Here is a 16,316-nt window from a genome sequence, read left to right as displayed (position 1 = left end):
CTCGTGCGGTGGGTGTCAGGGCGGCGTGCAGGCCGCACCGCGGCCGAAGGCTGCTCGTGGTGCGGATGTCAGGGCGTGCAGGCCGCGGCGATCGACACGCTGTTCTCGTACAGGTGGTGCCGGGTGATCCGCCCGCCCTCGACGGTGAGCCGCAGCGCGAAGGGCCCCGCGAAGGACTTGCCGGTCGCCCGTACGGTCCCGGAGAGATACCCCATCAGCACGGCGTCCGTCCCGTCGACGAGGAACGTGTCGACGGACGCGCGAGCGTCCTCGGGGACGGTGTACCGGGCCAGCTCATCGGCCTGCGCCGCACATTCGGCGGCGGTGGACCGAGGCCGGATCCACGGCGTGGCGGGGTTCTCGGCGAGCATCCAGTCGACGGTGTCGGCGAAGAGAGCCGTCAGCCCCTCGGTGTCGCCGGCGAGCCGGAGTTCGAGGAACTTCCGGACGGTGGAGCGGGTGACTTCGGCGGTGTCGGCAGGTGTCATGGTGACTTCGGCGGTGTCGGCAGGTGTCATGGAACCCAGCTTGCCGGGGCGCGCGGGGAGCGTCGATTACCTCGGAGGTAACCTCTGCGGACTTCCGACGCCGAGGTGGGGCGCGGTACCGACGGGCCGTGGGGGGACCGTGAAGACACACCTTGCCGCCATGCATCTGAGCGGAGCGGTGCTGCTCCTCACCTTCCTGGTGCCACCGGCCTGGGCCCTGGACGCCTACGGGGCGGCCCCGGCCCACGACCCATCGGCGGACGTGCCGCCGTTCATGATCTTCCTGACGATCGCGCTGAGCTGTGTGGGTTACCACGTGGCGGTGCAGATCCCCGCCGGGCTGCTGGGCACCCGGCTCGGCCGGAACCGTGGGGCCGGTACCGCGTACGCCTGCGTCCTGGCGGTGACGGTCGCCCTCACGTCGGCGCTGACCTGGGCGGTCCTGAGGACGGACGACCCCGCCCTGCTGCTCTCCGTCTGGGCCGACTTCATGGCACGCGGCTCGTTGGCCATGGCCGCGTACGTCTGGCTGAGCCGCCGCCTGACGACCTGAGGGACGACTTGAAGGGGTGTCGCCGCCGGAGGTGGGGTGGGGTGGGTGCCGCAGGAGCCCCCTGCTCCTAGAATCGAACGCATGAACGATCCAGAGTCGCGGCTCGCGCTGCTCCGCTTCCTGGAGCGCGTGCAGGAGCGCGACCTGGCACGCACCCGCCGATGGATAGCGGACGAGGAACGCCGCCGGAGCGAACACCGACGCGGTCTCCTGGCCCGGCCCCCCGCGCCGGACTGGCTGATCGAGCACGGCCTGTCCGGCCAGGAGGCGGTGTACGTCCATGTCGGCGGCTGCTGGAACGCGGGCCGGCGCAGCAAGGGCGTCGACCGTGACCACGCCCGGCGGGCCCTCGCCGAGGGGGTCAAGGCCTGCCCGCAGTGCCGGCCGGACACGGAGCTCGGGTTCGTGGACGGGTAGTGCGGCCGGTTTCGGAGGGCGTTGTGGACGGCCGTTCCGGGAGCGCTTCGGCCGACCTGCCCGGCGTGGTCGGAGGCGGGGCGCCGGCGTCCGGGCCCGTTGTCAGTGCCCGGCTTTAGGGTCACCAGTGCGCGGCAGGCTTCCGGGGGTTCCAGCTCCAGAGGGAATGGTTTGTATCCCCGGCCTGTCCGGGGGCGGCCCGGAGATGTCGTCCGGGACCCAACCGACGGTCGGGCTTTGCCGACCGCCAGGAGGAGACCTGCCAGCGCCGGCCGCGCACCCCTCGATCATCATGCCGGTATGTCTGCGAACCAGTCGGCGAACGAGCACCAGCCCGCGAACGCGAACCAGTCGGCGAACGAGCCCTGTGGGACGCCGACCGTCACTCGGCTCCCCCGCTACACGAAGACCGAACAGGACGAGATCCTCGGCAGCGGCGACGACCCCTTCGGCGTTGCCGCTGCCGGTCTGACCTGGCTCCCCAAGGAGGAGCACTTCGGCGTCCGGCTCGACGGCCGGCTCGTGGCCCACGCCGGTCTGCTGCGACTGCCGATCGCGGTCGAGGGTGAGGAGACCGAGGTGATGGGCGTCGGCGGAGTGGCTGTGGCGCCCGACGTACGGGGCCGTGGCCTGGCCCGGCTCGTGCTCGCGGCGGCCCTCGACCACGCTCGCACGCAGGGTCCCCGGCACGCGCTCCTGTTCTGCAGGCCTCCCCTCGTGCCGCTGTACCGGCGCCTCGGATGGCACCCGCTCGACACGGACGTACTCGTCGAACAACCCGGCTCCGGCGTGGTGACCATGCCGCTGCACACGATGGTGACGCCCCTGCGCGACGACGCGCACTGGCCTCCCGGGCGGGTGCGGCTGTACTCCCTGCCGATGTGACGGGCCTTCGCGCGGACCCCGCACGGCTCCTGCCGATGTGACGGGCCGGAGGGTCACAACGTAGACCGCCTCACCCCGCACCGACTGTGCACCGAAGGCAGGTCGGGCTCACCCCGCCCCGACCTCCGGCTGCGGCCGCACCCCCACCGACGGCTCGGCCACCTTCTCCACGCCCGGCAGACTCCGCATCAGCACGGCGTACCCGACACCTGCCACCGTCCCCACCACCGCGCACAGCCCCCACAGCCACGCCGCCCCGAACCGGTCGATGACGAACCCGGACAGCAGCGGGGCGACGAGGGCGGCCACCGACCAGGACATGGTGTACATGCCCTGGTAGCGCCCGCGCCCGTGCACCGGGGACAGCCGTACGACGAGACTGGTCTGCGTCGGCGCGTTGACGATCTCCGCCAGGGTCCACACGCACACCGTGAGCGCGATGACGCCCAGGGACCCCGCGAAGGCGGTGAGCGCGAAGCCGTACCCCGCGAGGACGGACGAGACGACCAGCAGCCGGCGCGGATCCCGGTGTTCGATGAACCGGGTCACCGGGATCTGGAGGACGACGATCATCACACCGTTGACGGCGATGGCCATGCCGTACTCGGCCGGGGAGAAGCCCGCCTCGCCCATGGCCACCGGCAGCCCCACCGACCCCTGCTGGAAGACCATCGCGACGAGGAAGGACAGCCCGACGACACTCATGAACCGCCCGTCGCGCAGTACGGTGCCCAGGCTCACGGAGTCGTCCCGGGCGCCAGCCGCCACCACCCGCTCGGCCGGCTTGGACTCCGGCAGCCGCAGGAAGACGAGGATCGCGCAGACCAGCGTCATCCCCGCCTCGATCAGGAATCCGGCGCGGTAGCTGACCTCGGCGATGAATCCGGCGGCCATGGAGGAGACGGCGAAGCCGAGGTTGATGGCCCAGTAGTTGAGGGAGAAGGCGCGGATCCGGTCCTCGGGCCGGACGATGTCGGCCATCATCGCCTGCACGGCGGGCCGCGAGGCGTTGCTCGCCATGCCGACCAGGAACGCGACACCGGCGATCGCGACCGGGTCGTGCACGAACCCCAGCAGCGCCACGGACACGGCCGTCGAGGCCTGTGCGATCAGCAGCGTCGGACGCCGCCCCAGCCGGTCCGCCATCACCCCGCCGCCCAGCGAGGAGAGCACCCCGCCGAGCCCGTGCAGGGCGGCGACCAGACCGGCGTACGTGGCGGAGTATCCGCGGTCGAGGGTCAGGTACAGCGCCATGAACGTGGCGACGAAGCCACCGAGGCGGTTGACGAGCGTGCTGGCCCACAGCCACCAGAACGCGCGGGGGAGGCCGGAGACCGTCTCCCGGACGGCGCGTCGGGCACGCAGGGTGTACGGCATGGGCCCCCCGGAGGCAACAGACGTGAATGGCGCGTGTAAGCAGCGCTGGCGGTACGCGCAAATTACAAGCGGGTGGTTGACGGGGGCCACTCAATTAACAGATCCCGTCAAACGTCCGCCTGCCGGGCAGCCACACGAACGGGCGAAAGCGTGGATTACGCTCTGAGGCATGGCCGACGCACCGTACAAGCTGATCCTCCTCCGCCACGGCGAGAGCGAGTGGAACGAGAAGAACCTGTTCACCGGCTGGGTGGACGTCAACCTCACCGCGAAGGGCGAGAAGGAGGCGACGCGCGGCGGCGAGCTGCTCAAGGACGCCGGCCTGCTCCCCGACGTCGTGCACACGTCCCTCCAGAAGCGCGCCATCCGCACGGCGCAGCTCTCCCTGGAGTCCGCCGACCGCCTCTGGATCCCGGTCCACCGCAGCTGGCGCCTGAACGAACGCCACTACGGCGCCCTCCAGGGCAAGGACAAGGCCCAGACGCTCGCCGAGTTCGGCGAGGAGCAGTTCATGCTGTGGCGCCGGTCCTACGACACCCCGCCCCCGCCGCTGGACGTCGACGCCGAGTACTCCCAGTTCTCCGACCCGCGCTACGCGACCCTCCCGCCGGAGCTGCGCCCGCGTACGGAGTGCCTGAAGGACGTCGTCGTCCGCATGCTGCCGTACTGGTTCGACGCGATCGTCCCCGACCTGCTGACCGGCCGCACGGTCCTGGTCGCGGCCCACGGCAACTCGCTCCGCGCCCTGGTCAAGCACCTCGACGGCATCTCCGACGCGGACATCGCGGGCCTCAACATCCCCACGGGCATCCCGCTCTCCTACGAGCTCGACGCCGACTTCAAGCCCCTCAACCCGGGCGGCACCTACCTCGACCCCGAGGCGGCCGCGGCGGCGATCGAGGCGGTCAAGAACCAGGGCAAGAAGAAGTAAGCCGACGCAAGTAAGCCCCCGACCTGCTGTTTCCTGGCAGGGCGGGGGCTTTTTGGTGGGACTGGGCCGTCCCTGGGCCGTCGCGCTTAGATGCGGCGCAGCGTCATGCGGACTGACACCAGGAAGGCCAGCGGGACGACGGCGACAGTCTCGGCACCGACCCAGATGGCAAGGGTCGCGCCGCCGAAGCCGATGAGGACGAGCGGCAGCTCACGAGGGACGAGGTCGATGCGCAGGCCGGGTCGTGGGACCATAACGTTCTCCGTAGGACGCATGGATTCTCCTGTAGCAGTGGTGAATAACGTGTGCCGACGGGTGAGGGGCCGCTCATGCCAGTGAGCGGCCCCTCTTCTTCTCTCGACGGCACGTTGGACTTTAGCGGCCTAATAGAGGACGTAACAAATCCCCAGTCAGAGTCGTCGGAGTAGTCGTATGCTTCCAGTTTCACACCGCCACGATCTTGGCGTGACGAGTGGCCCTTCAGGGGCCCATGACGCCACCTACTAAAATTCGTAGGTGCCCCAGCCAGGCGGGAGCGGCCTCGTCCGACCATGGGCCCACCCAGCCACTGGGCGGCCAGGAGGCCAGGTGGGGGACGTCCTGGCGCGAAAAACCTGCCCCAGCAATGTTGCGGTGGGTGGAACATTCACGTGTGGTGATTTCAAATGCTAGCTTCGGCAATGTCGCGGCGGGTGGAACATTCACGTGTGGTGATTTCAAATGCTAGCTTCGGCAATGTCGCGGCGGGTGGAACATTCACGTGTGGCGATTTCGAATACTAGCTTCGGTAATGTTGCGGGGTACGAGGGACGGGCGCGTGCGGTGCATGGAATCTTCATCATGCGAACACGGCAGCGATCGCCTTGCGGGTGCGCTCCTGGCTGGACGGCATGAGGTGCGCGTACACGCGGAGCGTCAGGACCGGGTCCGAGTGGCCGAGGTACTCGGCGAGGGCCTTGATGTTCTCCCCGGCGTCCAGGAGCACCGAGGCGTAGAAGTGCCGGAGGGCGTGCATGCCGTTCTCGCGGGACTCGGCGTAGGACCCGCCCGGCTTCCGCTCGGGGATCACCCCGGCCGAGGCGAGCGCCCGCTTCCACACTTCCTCGTTGAGGGACGTCCGCCAGACATGACCACCACGCGGCCCGGTGAAGAGCAGCCGCTTGGTCACGGGAGGCCCGTCCGCCACCTTCCACGGCAAGGTGATCTCCACCGGCGGGAACCGCTTCATGTGGCCCCGGAGGGCATCAGCGACCGGACCGGGCAGCGGCACGTCCCGCAGCTTGCCACCCTTGGGTGGGGCGAACACTGGCTTGCTACGGCTCAGCTTGAGCTGCTGGACCACGTGGAGTGTGCCCGCCGCAAAGTCGATCGCGTCGACGGCGATGCCAAGGATCTCCCCCAGGCGGAGACCGCAGCCGTCGCCCAGGTCGACCATGGCTTGGTACCGCTCGGGCATGCCGGCCCGGACGGCGAAGACCCGCTCTGCCGTCCATGGGGCGACTCGCTTGCTGTCCACGGTCGGCGGCCAGACCGAGCGAGCAGCACACGGGGTCCGGGGGAGATTCGTCCGACCTGACATCACCCGCTGACATCAACGAGGGCGCGGCCTCGAGCGGTTGAGCGCAGAGAACGAGCAACGGTGCCAAGGCCCCAGGTAGGCCGAGAGATCGAACTCCTTGCAGCGGGTGTCGGGGACCTACGTCATTCCGGGCGGTGCTGAGCGAACACCTGCTGCTGCTCGTCCCGCCAGCCCCAGGTAGCCGGCCGGGAGAAGGGCAGGCTTCGGGCAAGGCCGGAGAACTGGTCGGACGGCTCCCGGCTGGCCTTGTTCACCACGATCGCCGAGAGCATTGGCCCTCGTCCGTCCTCGTTGCCGTGGAGGCAGACATCCTTGAGCAGGTAGGTCATGACTCCGCGATGAGGCGGGATGGAGTCGAAGCCTCGCGTCGCCAACTCGGCGCTCAGTTCCCCGTACGTGATGGTTTGTCCCTGCTGGGCCCGCTTTCGCAGGATCTCCACGGCCGCTTCGACCGCTGCCGGGTACTCCGGGTCCTTGATCCTCATTGTTCCTCCCCCATCGCGTGGACGCCCAGCCTGCGCAGCGTAGCGGGCAGGCACCGCCCTGTACTGCCAGAAGCGGATGAAGAGGTCGTGCCAGACCCGTGCCAGATCGTGCGCGCAATCACGGGGAACACCGAGGAACTGCGACCGACCGCCCACCGGCACCGCTCCACCGCAGTTCAGCGGGCCGGCCATCCTCAGAACACACACCTAAGCTCCCCAAGCTGATGTCAGATGTCAGCGTCGACCAGTAGCCTGCGGCGATCAGCCATGGAACGCCTGGAGGCTTCGTGGAAGCTGCCGCTCTCGTCAGTCCAGACCGATTGTGGTCGGCGCAAGAGGTCTTGGTGCGGCCGAGCCCTGTACCGGCGGCGGCAGGGGTCTACGGGTGGCACTTCAAGCAGCCACCCCACTCGGACCTGGACACCGGGCGCCTGCTCTACGTCGGAATAGCCCCGCGGTACATGGCCAACCGGACCAGCACCCAGAACCTGCGCAAGCGGGTGCGCTACCACTACCGGGGCAACGCGGCTGGCTCAACCCTGCGGCTCACCCTTGGGTGCCTGCTCGGACTGGAGCTGCGCCGCGTAGGCAGCGGCAAGCGGATGACCTTCGGCAAGGCCGGCGAAGCCGCCCTCAACCAGTGGATGGCGGACAACGCGCGGGTGTGCTGGGTCGAGCAAGACGAACCGTGGACGTCGGAGTCGCAACTCATCTCCCAACTCGATCTTCCGCTGAACCTCGACCAGAACCGCCACAACGTGTTTCACAGTCGCCTGAAGGAGCTACGGGCCCGAGCACGCCAGCGAGCGCGGGAGTTGCCCATCAGCTCGTAGACCGCCGCCGGCCGTTATCTGGACCGTGCAAAGGCCGTACGAGGCCGCTCGACAGTGGCCGATGACGACCAACGACGACTATCAGGCGGCCGATCCCATCGCCCGTGACCAGTAGCAAACCCAGCTCCCCAAGATCCCTGCCAACACCCAGGGGAAGAAGTAACCCCGTACGAACAAGCCCCCTACTTGCGGATTTCCCGGTAGGGGGCTTGCGGTGGCCTGGGCCGGCTACGGGCCCTCAGCCGGGTGATCGGGTCGTGCTCAGTGCTTCCGGAAGTCCGGCTCCCGCTGCTCCCTCGTCTCTGCGTGAGCTCCCGCATCGCGGAGGGCTGAGACGGCTGCCGTCGCGTCCTCCTCGGGCACGTGGGCGAGAACGACGGCAGGAACCCGCGTCACCAGAACCTTGCTGCGCCAGAGGCTCAGCCCCGTCAGCCGACGCACGACCTGGACGACGTCCATCACGTGTGCACCAGGGTCCGTGAGCAGCACGTCATGGGGTGTGTCGTCGCACACCAGCAAGATGTACTCGTCCGTCATTGCCCCTCCTGGTTCCCCCCGGTCCCCTGGTCCTCCCCGGTCTCCCTGGCTCCCCGGTCTCCCTGGTCATCCCCGGTCTCCCTGGTCATCCGGTCCTCCTGGTCCTCCCCGGTCCCCCTGGTCCCCCGGTTCGGAGCGTACGAGCCTTCCGTTGTCGTGTCGCATCGTTTTGGTGGTGTCGAAGACAGTGCCGTCCGGGGCACCGCTGATCGGTGGCGGCATCGAGGCGTCCTCCAGCCGGCCGCCGCACCGATCGCTGAGCACGTGCCCGCCTCGCGCCGCCCTCCCCGTGCTCCGGGAAACGCCTTGCGCTTGCTTCGGCAAACAGTTACCGGAACGTGACCCCTCCCGATGTTACCAGCGGTAACTACCGGTGCTAGTTTTTCGCGCAATCACGCACCGCAGCAGCGCGAGGAGTGAGCTGTGAGCCGTTACCGCCGCCGTCCGCGTTCCACCTTCAACCGTCTGACCGCCGCCGCGCTCGCCACCGTGGCCTGCGTCTGCGCCGGTGCGACCACGGCCGATGCCGTCGCGACCGACGCCGAACCCGTCGTGTCCCGGGGCGTCAGCATCCCGGCCTTCTACACCCCGCCCACCCAACTGCCCGCCGATAACGGCGCGTTGATCCGGCAGCAACCCTTCCCCCTGGGGCTCTCGCTGCCCGGCCTCGACGGCCGGCCCCTGCCGGGCACCGCGACCCGGCTGATGTACAAGTCCACCGACTCCGGCGGCCGGGCCGTCGCGGTGACCGGCGCCTACATCGAGCCGTCGGCGCAGTGGGAGGGCGACGGGCCCCGCCCGCTGGTGGCGGTGGCCTCGGGAACCATGGGCCAGGGCGACCAGTGCGCGCCCTCGTTCGCCCTGCAGCACCCGCTCACCGTCAGCGGGCAGACGCTGTCCGTCGGCTACGACAACCTCGCGATCTACCGTCTCCTCGCCACCGGGGTGGCCGTCGTCGTCACCGACTACGTCGGCCTGGGCGCCACCGACCGTCTGCACAGCTACGTCAACCGCCTGGACGAGGGGCACGCGGTGCTGGACGCCGTCCGCGCGGCGCGCGCTCTTCCCGGCACGTCCCTCACCGCCGGCTCCCGCGTCGGCCTGTACGGGTACAGCGAGGGCGGCGGCGCCAGCGCCTCGGCGGCCGAACTCCAGCCCGCCTACGCGCCCGACGTCCATCTGGCGGGCACCTACGCGGGCGCGCCACCCGCCGACCTGACCGCCGTCATGAAGGGCATCGACGGGAGCGCTCTGGCCGCTGCCCTGGGCTGGGCGATCAACGGCTTCGTCCAGGCGTACCCCGACATGCGGGACGTCGCCGAGGCGAACCTCAACGACGCCGGGCGCAAGGCCCTCGCCGACGCGTCGACCATGTGCGTCGGCGAGGCCGTCATCGGCTACGGCTTTGCTCGGAGCAGCGCGTGGACGAACAGCGGCGAGTCCGTCGCCGAGATCATCGCCGCCGAACCACGTGCCCGGGCCGTCCTCGACGAGCAGCGCATCGGGACGCTCAAGCCGGCCGGTCCGGTCCGTGTGGCCACCGGCATCCAGGACGACATCGTTCCGCACGCCCAGGCCCGCCGGCTGGCCGTGGACTGGTGCCGCAAGGGCGGCAACGTCACCTACGCGGCCGTCAACCTGCCCGACCTCGGCGACAGGATCCTCACCAACCACCTCGCTCCGCTCATCACTGACCAAGGAGCGGCGATCTCCTGGCTCACCGACCGTCTGGAGGGCAGACCGGCCACGTCCAACTGCTCGACGATGCCCTTCCAGCGCTGACAGAGTCCTCCAGCGGCCCCGCCCACCCCTGCGGAGCCTTCCGGTCGTCGCGGTTCAGGAGCCGGTGGAGTCCGACGGCGGGCGGGGGCCGCCGAAGCCGTGTTCCGAGAGGTCGAACCAGTTGCCCTCCGGATCCATGGCGCGGTACTCGGCGAAAGGGCGGTCGGTGAAGCGTTCGGCCGGTTTCGGAGTACCGGCCGTCACCAGGGCCTCGGTGGTGGTCGCCGTGTCCTCGATGTGGAATCCGAAGTGGTTGAAGCCGACCGGGGTCTCCCCGTCGAGCAAGCTACGAGAGTCGTGGTCGGGCCCCTTCAAACCGTCACAGCGTGATGGGGCCGAGGTCCGCGGCCGTTTCGGCGAGTGTGCGGATGGTCGGGTTGTCGGCGGTGGACCGCCAGACGAGGGCCCATGGGAGGGCTGGGGCGTCGGGGAGGGGCAGGAAGACGATGCCAGGGGGGTTGTTGTAGCGGGCGGCGACTTCGCCCAGCGGATGGACGCACTCTCCGGAGGCGACCAGGGTGAGGACCTCGTGGAAGGTCCGCGCGATCGGCCCGCGCGGGACGCGTCGGCCGAGCGGCGTGCGCAGGGGGACCATGGACGCCACCCAGTACTCGGGGGCGTCCGGACCCAAGTCGACCACGCGGTTGTCGGCGAGGTCCTCCAACGACGCGCTGCCGCGTGCGGCCAGTGGATGGTCCGCTGCCACGGCCAGCACGCGGGCTCCCGTCAGTACGGTGGGGCCCACCGTGAGATCCGGCTCGGAGACGGGCAACCACACCACGTGCACGTCGTGCTCGCCGGTGCGCAGAGCGGTGAACGGATCGCTGCCGCTGATCTCGCCGAACTGGATGTCGCTGCCGGGATGGCGCGTGCGGAACGCCTCGACGAGTGGGCGCAGTTCGTGTCCGGCGTGGCCGAACACGCCCAGCCTGAGCGTCTGGCCCGCCCCGGCGCCGGCCGCCTGGGCGCGGGCCAACCCTGCCTGGAGGAGGTCGACGGCCTGCTGGAGGTCTTCGCGCAGGCGCCGGCCGACAGGCGTCAGGGCCACCCGTCGGCTGGTGCGGTCGAACAGGGCGACGCCGAGGCGACGTTCCTGCCTGCTGATGGCCTGACTGACGCGGGCCTGGGACACGTGGAGCCGCTCGGCGGTGCGGCCGAAGTGCAGTTCCTCGGCCAAGGTCAGGAAGATCTCTATGTCGCGCAGCTCCATACATAACCCCCGAGTTATGGACAGCCTCGCACATTTCCTCTTGTTCGGTCGCTGACCTGCGCTGATGCTCGTAACACAGCCCGATCGGCCAGGCGGAGCACGTCTGGCCCACCGACCGACAAGGCAGGGTACCGATGAGTGACGTGCAGGCCGTCGCCGACCGCGTCGAGATCGAGGCGCTGCGCGCCGAGATCACCGACGCGGTGATGATGCGCGACTACGACCGTGTCGCTTCGCTGTTCACTCCCGCGGGCATCGTGCGGTGGCCGCACGTCGGCATGGAGTTCGTCGGCCGGGACGAGATCCGCGCGGGCGTCGAACGGGGGCAGGGACTCTGGGAGTTCTTCGTGCAGAACGTGTATCCGGGCGTCATCCGGCTGGACGGCGGCACAGCGGCCGGCCGTGCGTACGTCCAGGAGTTCGGGCGGATGCGTGACGGCAGCTCGCACCTGAACTACGCCCTGTATCACGACCGTTACGAGCGCACTCCCGACGGCTGGAAGTTCAGCGAACGCGTCTACGAGGTCAAGTACCTGGACTCGTCCCCGCTCGCGGGCTCCCCGGCACCCCGGGCGCGGGTGGTCTGAAGTCGCCCACCCGCATGCGCCTCGCCCGAACCGCACCTCGTCACCGCCACGCGTCGAGCCAAGGAGCAACCATCATGATCCTCGTTACCGGAGCCAACGGCGTCGTAGGACGTCAGGTGATGAAACAGCTGCTGCAGGAGGGCACGGCCGTCACCGCGGTCACGCGCGGGACCGGTGAGGCCCGCCTCCCCGACGGCGTGACGGCCGTCCGCGGGGACCTGTTCCGTCCCGAGTGGATCGAGGCAGCGCTGCACGGAGTGGAAGCGCTGCAGATCAGCCCGCGCGCCGTAGGACCCGGCCTCGGCGAACTGCTGAGGCTCGCCGCCGGGCAAGGCGTACGGCGGGCGGTGCTGCTGTCCGCCACGACCGTGGAGTACCCCGCGGGGGAGGCCCGGTTCGCCGCCCGGTTCAAGCATGCCGAGGAAGCCGTCATGAGCTCGGGCCTGGACTGGACGATCCTCCGCCTGGCCGACTTCGCCGCCAACGCACTGGCCTGGGCACCGCAGATCAGGGCCGGTGACGTGGTCCGTGGCGCGTACGGCCGGGCCGCCACCTCTCCCCTTCACGAGGCCGATATCGCGGCGGTCGCCGTACGCGCTCTGCGGGGCAGCCCGCACAGGGAGGCGATCCACACACTGACCGGCCCGCAGTCACTCGACCAGATCGAGAAGGTACGGCTCATCGGCGCCGCCATCGGCCGGAACCTGACCTTCCAGGAGCTCCCGCCCGACCATGTACGGCAGGCCATGCTCGCCCAGGGGCTGCCCGAGGAGGTCCCCGCCCGGCTGCTCGGCTCCCTGGCCGACTACGCCGACCGCCCGGGTCCCACCACCGACACCCTGGCTGACCTCCTGGGCCGGCCCGCACTCACCTTCGCCGACTGGGCACGCGACAACACATCTGCCTTCGGCGGCTGATCCGACCGGTGGCGTGGCCACCTCATCGACCGGACGTCCATGGCACCGGCGCCGGGCAACACCCAGCGGAGGACGGCCATGCGTGATCAGCTTGGGATGTGGAGACCATTATCGCCAGCGGCATAGCCGTCCTGGGAACCCTGCTCGGTTCGGGGATCACCCTGGCGTTCCAGCAGCGTACCGCCGACAGGGGCCACCAGTTCACTCGTCAGGAGAAGCTGCGACAAGAACGACTCGACGCCTACAGCGCCTACGCCGGCGCATTGGTGAACTACCGCCGTTGCCTGGTTCACCTCTGGTTCTGCGAGCACGAACAGCCACCACCGGAGGATCCCGACACGGTGCGGATCCGCGCCTACGATCTACGCTCCCACGCTCAAGAGGCACTGTTCCGGGTACAGATGCTCACCGAGGACGAGGGGCTGAGCCGGGCCGCGGAGGACGTGCTCGCAGACGTCACGGCGCTGGCCAAAACAGACGGCAGAGCGGAACTCGACGACGCCCGGGTACGGACCCGAGACGACGTCAGCCGACTGGTCAGGACAGCCAAGCGGCACCTCTGAGAAACTGCGGCCGGTCCGGAGTCTCGGCGGAAGTCGTCGGCGGCGCAGCGCACCCCGAACGCAAAGCAACGGGAGGAGTTGACGACGCGCCCGTGGTTTCGTCGACCACCACCGCTATTTCACGTTGTGCGAGAAGAAGCCGTGGGGGCAGTTGCCGCATTTGCCGTCGTCGCCTTGGGTCCATCCCTCGCACGCGCTGCAGGCCAGACAGTTGAGTATGTCCGTGAAACCCGCGCTGTCCAGGCGGGATACGGCCGTCCTGTGCACCTCGTCCAGCTGAGGTTCCAGCCTCGCGAGGTCGTCCGCGTTCTGTTTGAACGCTTGCTCCTGTGTGTCGGTCAAGTGAGCGCTGAGTGCCATTGTCTTCCCTCATTTCACAGTCGAGAAGTCATGCATTCACCACATCGATTATCTCGCAAGCCGGGAATGGAAGCATCTGCATGCAATGACCCGTTCGCCGTCAACTATTTCCTCGGCGAAACGGAAAAGAGTCAACAACGGCGCTCACCACCGGTGCCCCGGCGATCACCCTCACGACGCGAACCCCCGTGCCGCTCGCAGGATGTCACCAGGAGCCGTCCCGCACTGGGCCCATGCGATGCCCACACCCGCGTGCATGCGCACGCTCTGGTCGCCAAGGGGGATCGGCAGGTGGATCCGGGACTGCATCCAGACCGCGGCGGTGTGCGCGTCGGCGGGGCCCAGGTCGTCGGCCAGGACGACGAACTCGTCACCGCCGTACCGGGCGACCGTGTCGCCGTCGCGTACGGCCTGATCGAGCCGTCGGGCGACCTCGACGAGGACGCCGTCCCCCGCGTCGCGCCCGAAACGGGTGTTGATCGCCTTGAAGTCGCGGAGGGCGAAGAACAACACGGCCAGGCCGTGTGTGTTGCCGTCGCCCACGGGGGCCCGGACATGGGTGTGGGGCATCGCCGCCTCGGCGGCGTGGCCGGGGTAGAGGTCGTCGGCCCCCTCCACGGCGTCGGCCCCTCGCTCCGGATGTGCACAGAGCCGGGCGCCGATGCGGGCGTGCAGCTCGGAGGAGTTCGGCAGGCCGGTGAGATCGTCGTGCGAGGCGCGGTGCGCGAGAACGAACTCGCGTCGCTTGCGCTCCTCGATGTCCTCGACGTGCGTGAGGAGGAAGCGCGGGCCGTCGGCGGCCTCCGCGACCACGCTGTTGCGCAGCGAGACCCACAGGTAGGTGCCGTCGCGGCGCCCGAGGCGCAGTTCCGCGCGGCCGCCCTCGGCGTTGGTGCGGAGCAGGACCTCTATGTCCTCGGGGTGGACGAGGTCCGAGAACGAGTAGCGGCGGATGGCGGAGGCCGGGCGGCCCAGCATGCGGCACAATGCGTCGTTCGTCCGGAGGATGCGCCCGTGCTGGTCACCGCCCATCTCGGCGATGGCCATGCCGCTGGGCGCGTACTCGAAGGCCTGCCGGAAGGACTCCTCGCTGGCCCGCAGCGACTGCTGCTCCCTCTCCAGCCTCACCAGCGCGCGTTGCATGTTCGCACGCAGCCGCGCGTTGCTGATGGCGATGGCGGCCTGGAAGGCGTACTCCTCCAGATCGCGGCGCTCGTCCGGCCTGGGACGGCGGCGCGTGAGGGGCCGGTCCACGGAGATCACACCGATCAGCTCACCCTCGGAGGCGCCGGAAGCGCTGCGGGCGTACATCGGCGCGAAGAGGCGGTCGGAGGGGTGCCACTCGTCCGCGAAGCGGGGGGCGGGCCCGTCGGTGTACCACTGCGGGACGTCGTCGTCGTCGAGGACCCAGCCCTCGGTGTGCGGGATGAACACCAGGTCGCCCCAGTGCTGGCCCATGCCGAGGCGGCGCTCCCAGGACTCGCGCGAGCCGACGCGGCCGGTGATGAGGGCCTCGGCTTCGGGATTGCCCGCGAAGGAGGCGACCACGAGATCGCCGTCCGGGCGGACGAGATTGACGCACGCCAGCTCGTAGCCGAGACCGGTCACGATTCCGTCGGCGACGATCTGCAGGGTGTCCGCGAGGCTGCGGGCGAGATGGAGGTCCTGGACCGCGGCCTGCAGATTGTGGCTCTTGTCGATGGCGAGCGCGCTGCGGGTGGCGAACTCGGCGGCGACCGACAGATCGGCGTCCTGGAAGGCCTGCTCGGCGGGGTGGCGCACGAGGACCGCCGTGCCGATGATCCGCCTGCGACCGTGCAGGGGCACGAGGACGGTGTGGCCTCCGCCGGGTGTCTCATGTCCCGCACCGAGCAGTTCCGGCAGCGCGGCCCCACCGACCGGCGAGTCGCCACCGACCGGCAACGCCCCGTTCAGTACGTCGAAGAGCGCGCTGCCCGGGCGTACCTCGCACCGCGCGGCACCCCCGCCGGCGTGGAGCGGGTGCACCTGCTGCAGCCGCAGCACCAGCGGGCCCACGTGTTCTTCGTCGCCCGTCGGGATCGGGTCCCGCAGGTAGACCATGACCGCGTCGGCGACGGTGGGGACGACGGCCCGGCACAGTCGCTTCACGATGTCCTCCGGGTCCCTGCCCCGGGTGATCCGATGGGCCGCTTCGGAGATGTCGCCCTGGGGGTCGGCGGCCGGGGACCGTGGGGATTCGAGCGCGGGGAAGGGCGTCTCCTGACTGGTCGGCGGGTTGTTCGGGGTTGTTCCGGACAACCCGGAGGGTTGTCCCCCCGGGGTCTGCCCGACCTGCCCGGGCACGGAGACGCCGGCTTCCCCCGGAGCAGCCGAGGGGATCGAGGGAACGGAGGGGATCGAGGACGACCAGTAACCCACCTCGTCGGCGGCCTGCTGAACGGCCTCGTGCTCCTCGTCGAGCACGGCGCGCGCCTTGTCCAGCGCACGGTCGACGTCGTCGAGCGCGGCGTCGTCGGGGCTGAGCGCGTGCAGTTCGGGCTGGGACAGCGGCGGCGCCGCCTCCTGGGTGCCGGAGGGCCCGTCCTCCCCCATGCGAAGCCGCAACTCGGCCAGTTCGGCCTCCAGTTGCTGGATACGGCGTGCCGCGTGGTCGGCGACCTGCTGGGCGATGCCCCGCTCCCGCTCGGCGCGGACCAGCTGTTCGCGCAGGTCCGTCTCCTGCCGTTGCGCCCGTGACAGAAGCTCCATCACCCCTTGGCCGTCGTGGAGTTCGACCGTCACGGACTCCAGGGCGTCGAGTCGGCGCCTCAGTTCGGAGACCTTCGCCTGG

The 16,316-nt window shown here is 69.7% G+C and carries 17 protein-coding genes and 1 pseudogene; 9 read left to right on the top strand and 9 right to left on the bottom strand.

All coding sequences use genetic code 11. The features are described 5' to 3' along the window. Positions 1–68: 68 nt before the first annotated feature. Positions 69–518: a nuclear transport factor 2 family protein gene (locus ACFY5B_RS33975; protein ID WP_389977214.1), complete on the bottom strand. Its 450-nt coding sequence runs from the start codon at positions 516–518 to the stop codon at positions 69–71. 109 nt (positions 519–627) lie between these two features. On the opposite strand from ACFY5B_RS33975, the gene ACFY5B_RS33970 reads away from it, so the two are divergent. The 3 genes from ACFY5B_RS33970 to ACFY5B_RS33960 all read left to right on the top strand — a co-directional run bounded on the left by ACFY5B_RS33970 (position 628) and on the right by ACFY5B_RS33960 (position 2,343). Next, the gene (locus ACFY5B_RS33970) at positions 628–1,041 is read left to right on the top strand and encodes a hypothetical protein (RefSeq protein WP_389977211.1); all 414 of its coding nucleotides are present in this window, start codon (positions 628–630) and stop codon (positions 1,039–1,041) included. A gap of 81 nt (positions 1,042–1,122) precedes the next feature. Further along, entirely contained in the window at positions 1,123–1,458 is a 336-nt protein-coding gene (locus ACFY5B_RS33965; RefSeq protein WP_389977208.1) for a DUF6233 domain-containing protein, read from the top strand. Positions 1,459–1,758: 300 nt separating this feature from the next. Next, positions 1,759–2,343 (top strand): GNAT family N-acetyltransferase, encoded by a 585-nt coding sequence (locus ACFY5B_RS33960; protein WP_389977205.1) that lies wholly within the window; start codon positions 1,759–1,761, stop codon positions 2,341–2,343. Positions 2,344–2,451: 108 nt separating this feature from the next. Here the strand turns inward: ACFY5B_RS33960 and ACFY5B_RS33955 are convergent, their stop codons facing one another. Beyond that, positions 2,452–3,720: an MDR family MFS transporter gene (locus ACFY5B_RS33955; protein WP_389977202.1), complete on the bottom strand. Its 1,269-nt coding sequence runs from the start codon at positions 3,718–3,720 to the stop codon at positions 2,452–2,454. A gap of 169 nt (positions 3,721–3,889) precedes the next feature. Between ACFY5B_RS33955 and ACFY5B_RS33950 the strand changes: the two genes are divergently transcribed. After that, the gene (locus ACFY5B_RS33950) at positions 3,890–4,651 is read left to right on the top strand and encodes a phosphoglyceromutase (RefSeq protein ID WP_389977199.1); all 762 of its coding nucleotides are present in this window, start codon (positions 3,890–3,892) and stop codon (positions 4,649–4,651) included. Between the two features lie 86 nt (positions 4,652–4,737). On the opposite strand, the gene ACFY5B_RS33945 is transcribed toward ACFY5B_RS33950, so the two are convergent. The 3 genes and pseudogenes from ACFY5B_RS33945 to ACFY5B_RS33935 all read right to left on the bottom strand — a co-directional run bounded on the left by ACFY5B_RS33945 (position 4,738) and on the right by ACFY5B_RS33935 (position 6,907). Continuing rightward, positions 4,738–4,905, bottom strand: coding sequence for a hypothetical protein (locus tag ACFY5B_RS33945; protein WP_389977196.1), 168 nt, complete (start codon positions 4,903–4,905; stop codon positions 4,738–4,740). A 584-nt stretch (positions 4,906–5,489) separates the two neighbouring features. Then, positions 5,490–6,215: pseudogene (locus ACFY5B_RS33940) on the bottom strand (tyrosine-type recombinase/integrase); the annotation flags it as partial. Positions 6,216–6,352: 137 nt separating this feature from the next. Next, positions 6,353–6,907, bottom strand: coding sequence for a hypothetical protein (locus ACFY5B_RS33935; RefSeq protein WP_389977193.1), 555 nt, complete (start codon positions 6,905–6,907; stop codon positions 6,353–6,355). A gap of 269 nt (positions 6,908–7,176) precedes the next feature. Here ACFY5B_RS33935 and ACFY5B_RS33930 point away from each other — a divergent pair, with 269 nt between their 5' ends. Next, complete coding sequence (locus ACFY5B_RS33930) at positions 7,177–7,548, top strand: GIY-YIG nuclease family protein (protein WP_389977190.1); 372 nt, start codon at positions 7,177–7,179, stop codon at positions 7,546–7,548. 261 nt (positions 7,549–7,809) lie between these two features. On the opposite strand, the gene ACFY5B_RS33925 is transcribed toward ACFY5B_RS33930, so the two are convergent. Then, positions 7,810–8,085 carry a ribosomal protein L7/L12 gene (locus ACFY5B_RS33925; RefSeq protein WP_389977187.1) on the bottom strand — a complete coding sequence of 92 codons (276 nt, stop codon included), beginning with the start codon at positions 8,083–8,085 and terminating at the stop codon, positions 7,810–7,812. Between the two features lie 423 nt (positions 8,086–8,508). Here ACFY5B_RS33925 and ACFY5B_RS33920 point away from each other — a divergent pair, with 423 nt between their 5' ends. Further along, positions 8,509–9,867, top strand: a complete 1,359-nt coding sequence (locus ACFY5B_RS33920) for a lipase family protein (protein WP_389977184.1) — start codon at positions 8,509–8,511, stop codon at positions 9,865–9,867. A 54-nt stretch (positions 9,868–9,921) separates the two neighbouring features. On the opposite strand, the gene ACFY5B_RS33915 is transcribed toward ACFY5B_RS33920, so the two are convergent. Both ACFY5B_RS33915 and ACFY5B_RS33910 read right to left on the bottom strand, forming a co-directional pair. Further along, positions 9,922–10,152 carry a VOC family protein gene (locus tag ACFY5B_RS33915; RefSeq protein WP_389977181.1) on the bottom strand — a complete coding sequence of 77 codons (231 nt, stop codon included), beginning with the start codon at positions 10,150–10,152 and terminating at the stop codon, positions 9,922–9,924. A 34-nt stretch (positions 10,153–10,186) separates the two neighbouring features. After that, positions 10,187–11,077, bottom strand: coding sequence for a LysR family transcriptional regulator (locus tag ACFY5B_RS33910; protein WP_389977178.1), 891 nt, complete (start codon positions 11,075–11,077; stop codon positions 10,187–10,189). 134 nt (positions 11,078–11,211) lie between these two features. Here ACFY5B_RS33910 and ACFY5B_RS33905 point away from each other — a divergent pair, with 134 nt between their 5' ends. From ACFY5B_RS33905 to ACFY5B_RS33895, 3 genes are all read left to right on the top strand, one after another. After that, a complete protein-coding gene (locus tag ACFY5B_RS33905; protein WP_389977175.1) occupies positions 11,212–11,664 on the top strand; it encodes a nuclear transport factor 2 family protein in 453 nt (150 codons plus the stop codon). 74 nt (positions 11,665–11,738) lie between these two features. Continuing rightward, positions 11,739–12,581 (top strand): NAD(P)H-binding protein, encoded by an 843-nt coding sequence (locus tag ACFY5B_RS33900; protein ID WP_389977172.1) that lies wholly within the window; start codon positions 11,739–11,741, stop codon positions 12,579–12,581. Positions 12,582–12,679: 98 nt separating this feature from the next. Continuing rightward, entirely contained in the window at positions 12,680–13,144 is a 465-nt protein-coding gene (locus tag ACFY5B_RS33895) for a hypothetical protein (protein ID WP_389977169.1), read from the top strand. 531 nt (positions 13,145–13,675) lie between these two features. Here ACFY5B_RS33895 and cdgB read toward each other — a convergent pair. Continuing rightward, positions 13,676–15,205 (bottom strand): diguanylate cyclase CdgB, encoded by a 1,530-nt coding sequence (gene cdgB, locus ACFY5B_RS33890; protein WP_389977479.1) that lies wholly within the window; start codon positions 15,203–15,205, stop codon positions 13,676–13,678. Positions 15,206–16,316 lie beyond the last annotated feature (1,111 nt).

The organism is Streptomyces sp. NPDC013187 (assembly GCF_042899705.1).
GTDB lineage: Bacteria > Actinomycetota > Actinomycetes > Streptomycetales > Streptomycetaceae > Streptomyces > Streptomyces hawaiiensis_A.
This window is presented reverse-complemented; position numbering and strand designations above follow the sequence as displayed.

Excerpts from the sequence above, each read along its gene's own strand:
- ACFY5B_RS33975 (WP_389977214.1), bottom strand. The coding sequence starts at position 518 with ATGACACCTGCCGACACCGCCGAAGTCACCATGACACCTGCCGACACC.
- ACFY5B_RS33965 (WP_389977208.1), top strand. The coding sequence starts at position 1,123 with ATGAACGATCCAGAGTCGCGGCTCGCGCTGCTCCGCTTCCTGGAGCGC.
- ACFY5B_RS33960 (WP_389977205.1), top strand. The coding sequence starts at position 1,759 with ATGTCTGCGAACCAGTCGGCGAACGAGCACCAGCCCGCGAACGCGAAC.
- ACFY5B_RS33955 (WP_389977202.1), bottom strand. The coding sequence starts at position 3,720 with ATGCCGTACACCCTGCGTGCCCGACGCGCCGTCCGGGAGACGGTCTCC.
- ACFY5B_RS33950 (WP_389977199.1), top strand. The coding sequence starts at position 3,890 with ATGGCCGACGCACCGTACAAGCTGATCCTCCTCCGCCACGGCGAGAGC.
- ACFY5B_RS33945 (WP_389977196.1), bottom strand. The coding sequence starts at position 4,905 with ATGGTCCCACGACCCGGCCTGCGCATCGACCTCGTCCCTCGTGAGCTG.
- ACFY5B_RS33935 (WP_389977193.1), bottom strand. The coding sequence starts at position 6,907 with ATGGCCGGCCCGCTGAACTGCGGTGGAGCGGTGCCGGTGGGCGGTCGG.
- ACFY5B_RS33930 (WP_389977190.1), top strand. The coding sequence starts at position 7,177 with ATGGCCAACCGGACCAGCACCCAGAACCTGCGCAAGCGGGTGCGCTAC.
- ACFY5B_RS33925 (WP_389977187.1), bottom strand. The coding sequence starts at position 8,085 with ATGACGGACGAGTACATCTTGCTGGTGTGCGACGACACACCCCATGAC.
- ACFY5B_RS33910 (WP_389977178.1), bottom strand. The coding sequence starts at position 11,077 with ATGGAGCTGCGCGACATAGAGATCTTCCTGACCTTGGCCGAGGAACTG.
- ACFY5B_RS33905 (WP_389977175.1), top strand. The coding sequence starts at position 11,212 with ATGAGTGACGTGCAGGCCGTCGCCGACCGCGTCGAGATCGAGGCGCTG.
- ACFY5B_RS33900 (WP_389977172.1), top strand. The coding sequence starts at position 11,739 with ATGATCCTCGTTACCGGAGCCAACGGCGTCGTAGGACGTCAGGTGATG.